12 protein-coding genes are annotated in these 13,541 nt (G+C 45.2%); 2 read left to right on the forward strand and 10 right to left on the reverse strand.

Translation table 11 applies throughout. The features are described from left to right. Positions 1 to 1,206: Na+/H+ antiporter NhaC family protein (locus BCT81_RS22640; RefSeq protein ID WP_102425931.1), on the reverse strand; the 1,206-nt coding region annotated here is incomplete at its 3' end. A 418-nt stretch (positions 1,207 to 1,624) separates the two neighbouring features. After that, positions 1,625 to 2,209: a hypothetical protein gene (locus BCT81_RS22645; RefSeq protein ID WP_102425932.1), complete on the reverse strand. Its 585-nt coding sequence runs from the start codon at positions 2,207 to 2,209 to the stop codon at positions 1,625 to 1,627. 507 nt (positions 2,210 to 2,716) lie between these two features. Between BCT81_RS22645 and raiA the strand changes: the two genes are divergently transcribed. Together raiA and BCT81_RS22655 are read left to right on the forward strand one after the other, a co-directional pair. Continuing rightward, positions 2,717 to 3,073, forward strand: a complete 357-nt coding sequence (gene raiA / locus BCT81_RS22650) for a ribosome-associated translation inhibitor RaiA (RefSeq protein WP_008216582.1) — start codon at positions 2,717 to 2,719, stop codon at positions 3,071 to 3,073. Positions 3,074 to 3,293: 220 nt separating this feature from the next. Further along, the gene (locus BCT81_RS22655; RefSeq protein WP_081090369.1) at positions 3,294 to 3,449 is read left to right on the forward strand and encodes a DUF3012 domain-containing protein; all 156 of its coding nucleotides are present in this window, start codon (positions 3,294 to 3,296) and stop codon (positions 3,447 to 3,449) included. A 173-nt stretch (positions 3,450 to 3,622) separates the two neighbouring features. Here BCT81_RS22655 and phnE (BCT81_RS22660) read toward each other — a convergent pair whose 3' ends face one another. The 8 genes from phnE (BCT81_RS22660) to dgcA all read right to left on the reverse strand — a co-directional run bounded on the left by phnE (BCT81_RS22660) (position 3,623) and on the right by dgcA (position 13,510). Further along, positions 3,623 to 4,426 carry a phosphonate ABC transporter, permease protein PhnE gene (phnE, locus tag BCT81_RS22660; protein ID WP_008216584.1) on the reverse strand — a complete coding sequence of 268 codons (804 nt, stop codon included), beginning with the start codon at positions 4,424 to 4,426 and terminating at the stop codon, positions 3,623 to 3,625. Then, positions 4,426 to 5,238, reverse strand: coding sequence for a phosphonate ABC transporter, permease protein PhnE (gene phnE / locus BCT81_RS22665; protein WP_061033843.1), 813 nt, complete (start codon positions 5,236 to 5,238; stop codon positions 4,426 to 4,428). Before phnE (BCT81_RS22665) ends, phnE (BCT81_RS22660) begins: the two co-directional genes overlap by 1 nt. Further along, the gene (gene phnC, locus BCT81_RS22670) at positions 5,226 to 5,996 is read right to left on the reverse strand and encodes a phosphonate ABC transporter ATP-binding protein (protein ID WP_017631561.1); all 771 of its coding nucleotides are present in this window, start codon (positions 5,994 to 5,996) and stop codon (positions 5,226 to 5,228) included. Before phnC ends, phnE (BCT81_RS22665) begins: the two co-directional genes overlap by 13 nt. A 121-nt stretch (positions 5,997 to 6,117) precedes the next feature. Continuing rightward, positions 6,118 to 7,158 (reverse strand): phosphate/phosphite/phosphonate ABC transporter substrate-binding protein, encoded by a 1,041-nt coding sequence (gene phnD, locus BCT81_RS22675; RefSeq protein ID WP_102425933.1) that lies wholly within the window; start codon positions 7,156 to 7,158, stop codon positions 6,118 to 6,120. 254 nt (positions 7,159 to 7,412) lie between these two features. Continuing rightward, positions 7,413 to 8,633: a glycerophosphodiester phosphodiesterase family protein gene (locus BCT81_RS22680; protein WP_102425934.1), complete on the reverse strand. Its 1,221-nt coding sequence runs from the start codon at positions 8,631 to 8,633 to the stop codon at positions 7,413 to 7,415. Positions 8,634 to 8,901: 268 nt separating this feature from the next. After that, positions 8,902 to 10,254 carry a sigma-54 dependent transcriptional regulator gene (locus tag BCT81_RS22685; protein WP_102425935.1) on the reverse strand — a complete coding sequence of 451 codons (1,353 nt, stop codon included), beginning with the start codon at positions 10,252 to 10,254 and terminating at the stop codon, positions 8,902 to 8,904. Further along, positions 10,251 to 12,224, reverse strand: a complete 1,974-nt coding sequence (locus tag BCT81_RS22690) for an ATP-binding protein (protein ID WP_102425936.1) — start codon at positions 12,222 to 12,224, stop codon at positions 10,251 to 10,253. The genes BCT81_RS22685 and BCT81_RS22690 overlap by 4 nt, the downstream gene beginning before the upstream one ends. A 299-nt stretch (positions 12,225 to 12,523) precedes the next feature. Then, positions 12,524 to 13,510: an N-acetyl-D-Glu racemase DgcA gene (dgcA, locus tag BCT81_RS22695; RefSeq protein ID WP_102425937.1), complete on the reverse strand. Its 987-nt coding sequence runs from the start codon at positions 13,508 to 13,510 to the stop codon at positions 12,524 to 12,526. Between the last annotated feature and the right edge of the window lie 31 nt (positions 13,511 to 13,541).

Consider the following 13,541-nt stretch of genomic DNA (forward strand, 5'->3'; position numbering starts at 1 on the left):
ATCTGCCAATGGAATGATAATTGGCATGGTGATCACTGCTTGACCACTACCCGATGGGATAAACAGGTTAATCGCCGCTTGTGAGAAGTAGATACCCGCCGCAGCAACAAGCTTAGAGCTGCCTGAAATGATCTGCGCAAGATAGTAGATGATCGAGTCGACAATCTTCGCATCTTCCATAATGGTCAAAACCGAACGCGCAAAGAAGATGATCAATACAGCGACTAATACATCACTGACACCTTTGGTCCAATATTCACAAATCTTGTTGGGAGACAATCCCGCCACTAAGCCCGGAATGATCGCCATTGCCACAAACGCACCTGCGATCTCAGTAAAGCCAAAGCCCATCGTCAGGGTGCCGAAGATCATATACGCGAACACGCCCAAGAACGCGATACCCGCTAGCTTCTCACGCAGGGTCAGAGTCTTCGCTTCAACGTTCGATTCGTAATGGTAACCAGTGCCATGCAACAAACCTTTGGTTGGATCTTGTTTTACTTTTCTTGCGTAATTCAACACATACCAAGCACCGGTCAGCAGCATAAACATGCCGACAATAAAGCGATACCACATGCCTGAATACAAAGGCAGCTCAGCGATAGTATGTGCAATCCCCGTGAAAAATGGGTTCGCCAACGCCGCAGCAAAACCCGCACAACTTGCCAGTAGCACAACACCTAACGCTGTGATCGCATCGTATCCAAGCTTGATACAGATCGGAATCATCAACGAGATGAAAATAACATCCAATTCACGCATACCAGTGAAGGTTACGTTGAAGAAGATCGCCGTCATGATCACTGGTGCGATCACATACAAGCCTTGCTTTTTAAGCTTAGTGGTAAGCGCGACGACCGAAGCGTCTAGCAGACCCATGTGTTTGATGATACCGAAAGCACCACCAACAAACACCACAACACCCATCACGCCAGAAGCGGATTTGAAGCCTTTAAAAAATGATTCGAAAAAAGAGGCTAATGTTGTTGGGTTGCTTGCCAATAGTGTATAGCTGTCTGGGTCGATCACCGTGCGGCCATTCATAACCACTCGTTCAAACTCGCCTGCAGGGATAAAGTAGGTTGCGATTGCTGCAACGATTACCATGATGACCAAAGAAAGAAATGGATGGTTTACTTCTTTCTCTGTCGAAGCTGTATTACCAGCTGGAGATGTAGGTACGGATGTAGATACCGTAGACGTCATATAGACTCCTTACTTGTCAGCAACCAAGCAATACTTGGCGCCAGGGGGATTTTTGGAAAAACGAAACCCTTCACGCAGAACATAGTTCGCGCTAACTAGGCTGTTTCTAAAAGGCCTTTGATAGATGGTGCTCTCAAATGTACATAGTGAAGTAGTGAGAACTACTCTCTTTGCGTCCGAGCAAAATGCAGATGTTCGGCCAAGTCAGGCCAAACTGAATGAGGTCATTACAAGCAGATAAACAGAACAAGACTGTTTGGGTAATGCGTTTTTTATCAATTACAAAGACAAGCGGCGCATACTAGCATAACGAGCAGTAAAATGTCAGAAAAGTGTGAGTTAAGTCATATTTTAGTGGGGGAGGGGGGGTATAAAAAGCGCCCTGCAAACCAGAGCGCTTTTCGGAAATGGAATAAAACTACTTAGGTGCTAGCTCGTAGTTCTCTTGCATCTCATGAGGGGCAATACCGTACTCATAATCCGCTAAGTAACCGTCCTTATAAACCTTCATCCCTTTTTCATCCCAACTCACTTTAATCACGGCTGTTTTGCCATCTTCGCTGCCCATTAGTTCAAGCATTTCAGCATCAATCTTAATCGCTTTGGTGGTTTTAATTCGCTTAAACGGCTTGAACTCAGTGGTCGACGTTGGCAGTGAACCATAGCTACTGATCCACGTCTCTTTTGGTACCAACCATTGGTTGAAAACATCATCAACAATCGCCTTAGGCATGCTTGCAATAACTACATCATCCGTCATCACGTTGTTGGTTTCTAAGCTGTAACCACCCTCTCCGTCAGAAACGTAGGTCGGGAATTCAGTGCCTATTTCAGATTCAGCAGGCAAACGGCCTAGCGTCACAGACTTTTTAACGTACAGCTCTGCAGTTTCAAATTGCTGCATGATCTCTGGAATTTTCTGAAACTCAACAGGCGCAGCAAAAGCATTAAAAGCGAAAGAAAGTGAAGCTGCAACAGCAGCCAATTTAACAGGCATTTTCATGGTAACGGATCCAAATTTAACGACGGTGTTATGGTATCCCGTACTAACAGGTATCTCAATAAACTACCGCAGTCCTTGATGGTAATTGTGATATTGAGTGACGATTGCATAAATAGTTAGTGCGTTACTCAGATCTGTCGGAGCTTTGAAGCAAGTTTCAATATGGAGTGGGCTGTTGAGTGTCTATAAATTAGAGTCTAGTGGTAACTTATTTATCAAAAACGAAAGAAGTTTGCCAAGTGACAAGTTCGGAATTATAAAGCCGATGAAGAGATATTCACTAGAGTGACGCTCATAATTAGAGCAAATCATCAAGGATGGAGTATTTTTGAACATGTCTCGAAAACACGAAACATAATATGCGATCAGTTATTCGGACTTTCAAGGGAGTAAGTAGAGATTATTTGATAACACTGAAGTCAATCACACATGTGTACTTTCTCTATTGGTTAATCTATCCGATGTTTGCTACGTTTAAATGACACAGTCATTGGAAAGGTATGATTTATGAAAATAAACGTTCAAACACATCACGTATCAATTAACGACGACTCACGTAAAGACATCGAAGGTAAGTTCGAAAAGATATCTAACCATTTTCCATCACTGATCAGCTGCGACATCATCATTACCAAAGAACATGGTCAACATCAGGTTGAAGTGTTCACCAACTACGAAGGTGTGCGTGTAAACGCAAAAGCGACAGATGACGTAATGTACCCAGCTATTTCTTCAGCAATCAAGAAGCTAGAAGCAGGCCTAAGTAACCGTAAGGGACAATTAAAAGCAGACCTACACGAGAAACCAACAAGTACCAAGCCAGAGATTGCTTCGGACATCATCCAAGAGATGAAACTGGTATAACTCCTCAAGTAGTCAAAGCTTACCGATAAAAGAAGCTTATTAAGAATTTCAAAGCCAGCACATGTTGCTGGCTTTTTCGATCTTGAGACTCCGTCATCCCTTCTCGTTACCAAATCGCGACTTCAGCTCAAATCCATATCGCCGGCCCCTGATAGCTATGACAATCATCAGTAGTATTTGATAGAGTTATCCGAAATCTAGCCCAAACGGAATAATTGTTATGAAGAAAGTCACGTTGATCCTTTTCCTAGCCACTCAATTAATGGCTTGTACAGAAGTTGGCAGTGAAGCTTGGTGTGAAGATATGAAAGAGAAACCAAAAGGTGACTGGACGGCGAATGAAGCGGGTGACTTTGCGAAACACTGTATTTTCTAAGCGCTCGCTCTCCGTTAAATACAGTTTAATACAGAACACACCGCATAAAAAAACGACCGCTAGGTAGACCGAATTACCTAGGGTCGTTTGAGCTTTAAAATGCTAGATAGGCAAGCTCTCAACTTTCACACGAAACACATGTCATAAAAAACATAGTGAACACAACACACCGATTAAATCAGTTTGTTACGGATGTGGATAACCACCGCTTCTGCAACGATAACCACCGCAAAAATACTCACTAATACCATCGAAACTTTTTGCCATTCAAAAAGGTTTTGCGCATCGTTAAGCACCACGCCAATACCACCAGCGCCCACCAAACCCAATACCGCAGATTCACGAACGTTGATGTCCCAACGGAATAACACGATTGAGTAGAACGCTGGCATCACTTGTGGCCAATACCCTTTCAACAAGATACTCATCCACGAAGCACCCGTTGCGCGTAAGGCTTCAATAGGCCCCATGTTCACTTCGGCAATGGCTTCCGCTAACAGCTTCCCTACAAAGCCGATACTGCGAATTGCAATTGCCATGATGCCGGCGAGAACACCGGGGCCAAACAGTGCGATAAACAGTAATGCCCACACCAGTGAGTTCACCGAACGTGAAGACACAAGGAAAAATTGAGCAAACCAGTTCAACGCTTTATTGGGAGTAATGTTTGGTGCATTCAACAACGCCAAAGGAATCGCGAACACCAAAGTAAACAGCGTACCCAAGGTCGCGATGTGCAACGTTTCAATCATCGCAGCGTGGATCGTTTGTGGGTAAAAAGCGTAATCCATTGGCACCATACGCTGAAACATATCAGCGAACTGAGCAGGCGCGTCATAAAGAAATTCAGGAATCACTTCCACCGTCTGCCAAGACCAAACAATGGCACACACTAGGCTAAGGTAAACGGCGAATCGAGCCACACGTTCATTAGGTGTAAAACGCTGCCACTCTCTATCGATAGATGCAGTTGTCATTAGAAGATTCTCCTAACAATGTTGGAAAGGAATTCACCGACAAGAATCAGTGCGATAATAGTGAGCAAGATAGCGGCAACGAAGTCATAATCGAAACGTTGGAATGCAGAGAAAAGTGTTCCGCCAAGGCCGCCTGCCCCCACAATGCCCACCATAGTCGAATTACGCAGATTAGAATCCAACTGATAGCTTGCAAAGCCAATAAATCGCGTGAAAACCTGCGGCATCACGGCATACAGAATGACACTTACAAAGCTAGCGCCAGTCGCTTTAATTGCTTCAACCGGTTTAAAAGAGATCTCTTCAATCGCTTCAGCGAAAAGCTTAGCGATGAAGCCTATCGACGCAAACACCAAGGTCAAGATGCCAGCTAGCGCCCCAAAGCCCACCGCTTTTACAAATAAGATGGCGATGATCACTGGATGAAAAGAGCGACATAAGGCGATAAAAGCACGGACCGGCGTTGAGACGATCGCTGGCATCATATTTCTTGCAGCAAGTAGACCAAGGAATAATGAAATCACAATGCCAAAGAAGCTCGAAATAATCGCAATCTGCAAGCTCTCTGCGAGACCACTCAATAGCAAACTGGTACGTGAAAAGTCCGGCGGGAACATTCGAGATAGTAATCGTTCACTTTCACCAAAGCCGATGATCAAACGCTCAAACGTCAGCCCCAATGTCGAAAAGCTATAGAACAAATAAGCGATAACACCAGCGATGATCGCACGGTTCGTCCACGACGCTTTAAACGGGTTTTCACGGTTAGCTTGCGAAAGACTTGGCGACGAACTTGGGTTTAATCCAGCCATGACTCACCTCCGTAGATGATTTTCAGATCTTCCTCTGAGATGCCTTCTGGGCTGCCATCGTAATGCACCTTGCCATTACACATACCAATGATACGTTTGGCATAACGCTTGGCTAAGTTCACATCGTGGATATTCACCAACACCGGGATGTTTTTCTGTTCGGCAAAGGTTTCCATCAACTCCATGATCTCAACCGCGGTTTTCGGGTCAAGTGATGAGGTTGGTTCATCAGCAAGAAGGATATAAGGGTCTTGCATTACTGCACGAGCAATACCAACACGCTGCCTTTGACCGCCAGATAAGCTGTCGGCACGTTGGTTTGCAAAATCTTGCAGACCAACAAATTCCAGTAACTCAAACGCTTTTGCTAAGTCTTGTGCTGAGTAGTTACGGCGCCACGCATTCCAAGCGGTCATGTAACCTAAACGCCCACTCAACACGTTTTCGATAACCGTTAAACGCTCTACCAAGTTGTACTCTTGAAAGACCATGCCGATATGGCGGCGCTGTTTACGAAGTGCTTGGCCTTTTAGTTGAGTCAGGTCGGCACCATCGAAAATGATCTCCCCTTGGCTAGGGTCATTAAGACGGTTAATACAACGTAGAAGCGTACTTTTACCGGTACCTGACGGTCCGATAATCGCGATGATACCAGGCTCGTCGATATCAATATTAATGCCTTTAAGGATTGGCTTTCCTGCCACATATTCATGAAATAGGTTGTTGATCTTTATTCCGTCATAGCTTGCTACGGCCATACTGCATTTCCTTGTGCGAATTTTAGAATGATCTATGCCCTACCCGCGAGGGCATAGATACTGGTACCAATCGTAGTAAGTAACTGGTATTGATTGAGGTAAGTGTTCTGAGAACTAAGGGTTAGCCGTTGTTTGCTTGTTTCGCTAACTCAGCAGCTTTTTTCTTTGCGCGTTTAGCAGCGTCTTTTTCAGCCAGTTTTTTCAAACCTGCTTTGGTGTAAGCCGTGCCTGTCGCATGAGCGATATCACGAATTACGCCCCACTCTTCCTTATAGCTGATTGGCGAGAAACGGTCTGCACCTTTGAATGATGCACTCATCTCTGGTGTGAAGCGGTAGCTGAAGAAGGCTTCGTTGATCTTCTCAACTAGCTCTGGTTTTAGGTTGTAAGCGTAACCGAAAGCAGACGTTGGGAATCGTGGGCTGCGGTAGATGATCTTAAGCTCAGAATCGTCAACACGACCTGCTGCTACCATACGATCGTACACGTCAGATGCCACAGGTGCTGCATCATAGTCTCCATTGAAGACACCTAGGATAGATTGGTCGTGTTTACCTGAGTACAGCACTTTGTAGTCTTCATCTGGCACTAACCCTTTAGCTGGGAATAACGCACGAGGAGCTAGGTTGCCAGAGTTTGATGATGCAGAAGTGTGTGCAACCTTTTTACCTTTTAGATCAGCCATTGTGTTGATGCCACTGTCTTTGCGCACAATGGTGATCAGATTGTAACCTTGGAAACCAGACTCATCGCCTTTCACTGCAATTGGAACGTAACCCGCTAGGTTAACCGCGTAACCAGTTGGACCCGTAGAGAAACCAGCAACGTGCAAACGACCAGAACGCATCGCTTCTACTTGTGCAGAGTTCGAGTGCACCGTGTAGTAGATCACTCGCTTACCTGTGATTTTACTTAGGTGAGCTTGGAAGTCGGCAAACGCATCTTTGTATAGCGCTGGGTCTTCTACTGGTGTGTAGGTAAACACAAGCGTACTTGGATCATTCCACTCGTCTGGATTCTTTGGTGAATCTGCCACCAAATCTTGGTTTTCATCACAGTATCGATCGTCTAACACACCACGGCTAGAGCAGTCGCTTGCCATAGCCATTGAAGGAAGTAGTAATGAGCTAGCGATTAACAGTCCTTTAACACTGATTTTCATATTCAAACCTTACTTTTACTTATTGTTGAAAGTCGTCTTCACTATTGCAGCCTTTATGCCATGTTTTTATTTATTTAAATTCAACAACTTAATGAAAAGTTCAAATTCAACAATCTATTTTGAGTCATTCATATCCACCCCAAAAGCTTACATTTGGGTCATTTATGTCCCATCAATTTTAACGGTAAAAAAGAGCCCGAAGGCTCTTTGGTTCACTGCTTTTTCTTTTATTATTCTTCAATAATCCAGATAACTTAGGCGTCGCTGTCCATGCAGTTTGCGTAGTAAGTTACCGTTGCAGGCCAGTCACTGAATACGCCCATCACACCTACATCTTGTGCCAACACATCGAGCATTTTCATCATGTCGCCATCATTGTTGATGCCATCTTTCACGCTCTTGTAGTACCAACCGCCGCCTTGCGCTAGTGGGCCTGAACGCTCCAGAGTCCATGCGATAATGTCGAGGTCTGCATCTTTAGCGAACTTAGCGTAATTAGATGCAACCAGTTCGTTATTCTCATCTAGATCAACCAGAGCAAACAGGGGTGGCGCGATGATGTTTACACCCGCATCGTGCAGCTCTTTCATGTTCTCAACAGAAGCGACAAAATCCGCTTGCTCGTAAACACGGTCATCAAGATAAACGGCTTGTTTACCGAATGTTGGTGCTGCTTTGATCCAGTACTTCACATCATCTAGGTTGAACGATTGCAAGTAAGTCTCTGAAGGTGCAAAGCCCGCATCTTTTAGTTCATCCACCAGCTTTTGCGCGTACATCTCTTGGCTGAAGCCATTGAAAGGCATCTCAACCGCTGCCGATTTCAATTCAGGTGTCACCTTCACACCGTGTTCTTTAAACAGCGCCGCACTTTCTGCGTGTGTCATCAACGTCCCGCTCTGGCTGTATAGATCCGTTCGCCAACCCGGAGTGCCGTTCATGTACTCTTCGACTGTGGTTGCTTTCGGGTTAGCCCCATCCATTTTTCCTTTTAACGTCTTAAACTCCGCCAGCGTGAAATCGGAAGTACGACACTCAACCTGAGCATCTTCGCCTGTCGCAGGGTTCGCCGGTTTAAATGGAACTGAACACTTCTTAGCAAGCTCTGGGTGAGCCAATACATCGGTTGTGGTGTGCAGGTCACTTTGAGAATGTCGACACACCAATTCCTTATCTTTAGTGAAAGTAACATCACACTCTACGACACCGGCTCCCATCTGAATCGCCGCTAAGTAAGATTCTTTAGTGTGCTCGGGAAACTGCATTGCAGCTCCACGATGCCCAATAGAAAAATCACTACGATGAAAAGGCCCTTCGCTACAGCTGAGCAGCTTGGTTTTCAAAGGGCTCTCGTCCATATTGTTGACTAAAAAGAGGGGACGAGGTCCTAGGTTTGCTGACTCTGTCGCCGCCCATACTGTCATTGAGCTAACGCCGAGTATCAGAGCAATCGAACCTTTCAGTATTTGCTTCATGTTTGTATCTCCTTGCAACAAGCAATTATTTTTCTAATTTCCTTAATCCGGTCATTTCTATTTTTCTGATATGACCTCATGTGGGCTGATGCCACAATGTTGGGATTGCACGCTTTGTGCCAAATGTTAAAACTCTTTTATTACAATTACTTGAAACAGTTAATTATTCGACTAAATGATAAATGGGTCATTGTTGTCTTGTGCTTTTTCTTCCGCTTTGTCTTTTGGTTTAGGTTGCTCTTTGCTCCTCAAGAACCAAGTTAATGAGTTAGGCTTTAAAGCTCTCTTTATCCAACTGGTGTTTCTTCATTTTTCGATAAAGCGTTTTTCGGGGCAGATTCAGCTTGCTTGATACCTCATTAATATTGCCTGCGCTCTCTATCAAGGCTTCGGTTAATACATTTCTCTCGTACTGCTCCATCTGCTTTTCAAAGGCGAAATCTTCCCCAGTCGATTCACAAATTGGCGATTGCAGATCAAAGCCACCGCCGACAATACCGAGTACAAATCGGTCGGCAACATTACGTAACTCACGCACGTTTCCGGGCCATTCATGTCGGCACAACTGTTGTATCTGTTCTGGATAAATCGTCGAAGGACGCGTCTTGTATTTGTGGCTTGCTTGAATCACAAAGTGACGGAACAACACCTGAATGTCCTCTTTGCGTTGGCGCAGTGCCGGAAGATTTAAGCTGGCAATATTTAAGCGATAGAACAGATCGGCTCTAAATTCACCGGATTCACTGAGGCTTGCGAGGTCAGCTTTACTGGCAGCGACGACTACAATATCGACAGGTATCAATTCATTGCCACCAACACGCTCGATCACTCGTTCTTGAATCACACGTAGCAACTTAATCTGCACTGCAATCGGCATGCTTTCAATTTCATCAAGGAAAAGAGTGCCACCATTGGCTTGTTCTATTTTGCCGATGCGTTTCTTATTGGCGCTGGTAAACGAGCCCGCTTCATGACCAAACAGCTCACTCTCAATAATGCTCTCTGTCATGCCACCACAGTTTATTGCGACAAACGGCTTTGCCTTACGACGGCTAAACTGATGTAAGGCGCGAGCAATCACCTCTTTGCCTGTGCCAGTCTCGCCGTTAATGATGGTGTCGACGCCAGTATGAGAGAGCGCAAGCACTTGCTTACGTATGGTGTCCATCGCTTTGGATTGCCCGATAACCACAGATTCAATCGGTAGTTCTGTATCCCGTTCGTCGTCTAACGTTGCAGGGCTGTTGTGCTGACACTGTGCCAACGCCAAGTCGAGCTTTTCTACCAACTCACTGGCATTGAGAGGTTTCTCCAGAAAGTCGAACGCACCCAACTTCATCGCCTCTATCGCCATCGGAATATCACCATGCCCGCTCATCAGTAATACCGGAACATTGGCTGCGCGATGTTGGATTGAGCTCAACAACGTAAGCCCGTCGACTTGTGGCATTCGCACATCACACAACACCACCGACTGACTGTTTGCTTTGAGGGATTTTAGGCCAAGGTTTGGGTCGGTAAAGCTAGTGACACGGAAACCCTCGAGTTCCAACATTTCACTCACGGCTTCAACAACGTCGGTTTCATCGTCGATAAGAACTATGTGTTTTTCTGAAGTCATGAGTTTGTGCCTTTTGGTAGAGTGACGAGAAAGGTGGTGCCTTGGTGTTCAATCGATTCGACGTGAATCGAGCCGCCAAAGTCTTTAATTATGTTGTATGCGATAGACAAACCGAGCCCGAGCCCCTTACCGGTTGTCTTACGGGTATAAAATGGATCGAACAGATAAGGAATGTCCTCTTCGGGTATTCCTAATCCATTGTCCTTAACTGCAATTTGAATAGTGTTCAGATACTCTTGAGTGGAGATGCTGAGCTGGGGCCGCTCCCTGTGTTCAACGGCATCCAACGCATTGCTGATTAAATTCACCAGCACCTGCTCTAAGCGAATGCTGTTGGCTCGCACCATTTGATCGCTTTGTAGGGAATACTGAATTGACACCCTACTCTGCCGAGTTTCAAAGAGGTCGATCGCATCGCCAATCACCTTCTCCACCTCGACGTTATCAATTTTGCCGTCACTCTTGCGTGAGAAGGCTTTCAAGTGACGTGTAATCGCAGCCACTTTGTCTAATAAGATCTCGATCTTTTTCAGGTTCTCTTCTGCTCTGTCTGGCCTTTGCTTACCTAACCATAATTGAGCACTTCGAACGTGACTGTTTGCTGCGGTCAGAGGTTGATTGATCTCGTGAGTAATGCCGACACTTAACTGCCCCAACGCGGCCAGTTTTCCAGCTTGAATGAGCTCATCCTGAGTAACACGCAGCTTGGCCTCGGCTAAGGTGCGCTCTTCTACCTCTGCCTCCAATTTTCGGTTGGTTTGCTTGACGACTTTGGCGGTGGTTTGAAATACCTTTAAGTACTTAGCCATTTGCGTCACTTCGTCTTTGCCACGAATCGCGACTTCGGTATCTAAATGGCCCGTAGAAATCGCGAACATGTTGTCTTTAAGCTGTAATAGCCTTTCCAAAATACTCTTGCGCACATAGAACCATGAGATAGCCGCGGCAGCTAACACACTAAAAAGAGAGAGAAAAAGTGACAAACGTTGGTTCGATTGCAAAGAGTGTTGCGCCTGCTGAATCGACTGATCAATATTGCGGTTCACTTGGCTAGTGTTACGTTCGATTTGTACCGTTAACTGATTCAAATGCTCACGGCTGTTTTGTAAGAAATATTGCTCTTGATAGAGATGGTCGAGCGCTTTGTTTTTCAGCCCATACAAGCTGCTATCACTTGAGGCTAGGTCGTAAATCACGGTAAGTTGATTGTCCAATGTTGGAAAATCACTTCTTAGATCGCCACTTACCCATAGCTGCCACCATTCTTCTCCAACCTGCTCAAGTCGTAAACTGGTGTAATCCAGCTCATTAAAACTGGCGTCGTTATACAGTTTTTCTACCAAGCCTAATTGGTAGTACAGCAGGGACTTTAATTGCGTGAATTGAACCTGCTCTTTGGCTGAATCAGGCAAGCTATCGAGTGAATCACTGGCTTGCTGCAATAACGGGTAAAAGCCTTCGAGTAGATTTCGAAGTTCTTGGTTGAGCTGTTCAGATTCAATCTCACTTTGGTACAACAGACTGAGGCTATTGTTAACTTGAGCAATAAGATCTTTAAAATAGGAGTGATAATCCGGAAATTGCACCATAACGCTATTCATAACTGAAATAGCATCTTCAATTTTAAGCATCGCTTGTTTACGCTCTAAATTGGATTCCGCATCACTGAGTTGAGATGAGGTTGTGATAATGACACGCACCATGTCATTTAAGCGGGCTGCGTTATCTAAAGCGGGGATTTCACTCTCTTTTAGCTCAACAAGGCGTTGATTTAGGTTATCAAAGGTGAAACTGGAGACTACCGAGAGGAAGATGGTAGTCATCGATAACATGGCTAACGCCAGCACCAAACGTAGCTCTATGCCTTTCCAGCCAAACCACTTACGACGCGGAATCTTTATCGGAAATGGACGTTCAAAACGGTCCTTGTTGTCTATCACCTCTGAGACACGACTACTCACTCGCCCCACCTTCTTCTAATCAAAAACCAACAGTAAAGGTCAATGATTCAATCAGTTAGGTGGTTAGCCCGACTTAAAGCCACTTCAAATAGTTTTAGTGAAACTATGAAAACAAGAGCAATCATTAACATTTCACATAAAACACCATAACAATTATTTTATAAACCCCGGACTGTCTGTTTTGAGAGAGAAGAAAGTGACTTCACCGACAGAAACGTGATTACTCTATCAATATAAAAAATCGCATAGGCTTTCACCTATGCGATTTCATCAATATCACGTCAATTTAATAGCCGAGACTCAACGAGTTAAAGAATGATCATCCCATCTTGATAAATCAGTGCTGGCGACACGTCTTGACCAAGTAATACAGGGCCGTCGAGGTCGACAATTTCAGACTGCACAGCAATAGGCAGCGCTGCACGCATGGCCAATGAAGTGCCAAGCATACAGCCAGACATAAGAGTAAACCCAAGCCTTTGCGCTTCTTCGGCAAGTGCTAATGCTTCTGTCAGACCACCAGTTTTATCCAGCTTGATGTTAACCATTTCATACTTGCCCAATAGCGACGAAAGCTGCGACGTGGTGTGGCAACTTTCATCAGCGCACAATGGGATTGGATGCTTGATGTGTGCTAGCGAGGCATCGTGCTGTTGCGGCAGAGGCTGTTCTATCATCGCGATATCAAACTCAGCCAATTGATTGAACAGCTCCTCGAGATTCAGCCCTGTCCATGCTTCATTGGCATCAAGTACAATTTTGACTCCAGGCGCGGCACCTCGGACTGCACTCACACGCTCTACCACTTGCTCGCCATCTAGCTTCACTTTTAAGAGTTTTGCACCATTAGCCACATAATCACGAGCTTGTGTTGCCATCGCTTCTGGTGTGCCAATCGAGACCGTCATTGCCGTAACTATTTGAGCGGGTAACTCAAACATACTATTTGGGAACACCTGCTCGTTTTGTTGCGCTTCAAAATCCCAAAGCGCACAATCGACAGCATTACGAGCAGCTCCTCCAGTCAATAAAGACTGAAGATAATCTCTTAATTCAGCCGGCTCAGTCATACCACGTTCAAAGGCCGTTTCAATAGAACTCGAAGCTTGTTGAATTTGCGCCAATACAGATTCGGATGACTCGCCATAACGAGGGTAAGGCGTGCACTCGCCTTGCGCTTGTTTACCATTGTGCTCAATGTAAACGCGAACAACATGACACTCTGTTCGGCTGCCTCGAGAGATGCGAAAAGGCGTTTGCATCGCGATAGTAATTGGTTCTGCTGTAATCTTCATAATTTCACTCGGTTGATGTTCGCTTTAACAA

It is taken from the genome of Vibrio sp. 10N.261.52.A1 (assembly GCF_002876325.1).
GTDB classification, from domain to species: Bacteria; Pseudomonadota; Gammaproteobacteria; order Enterobacterales; family Vibrionaceae; genus Vibrio; species Vibrio chagasii.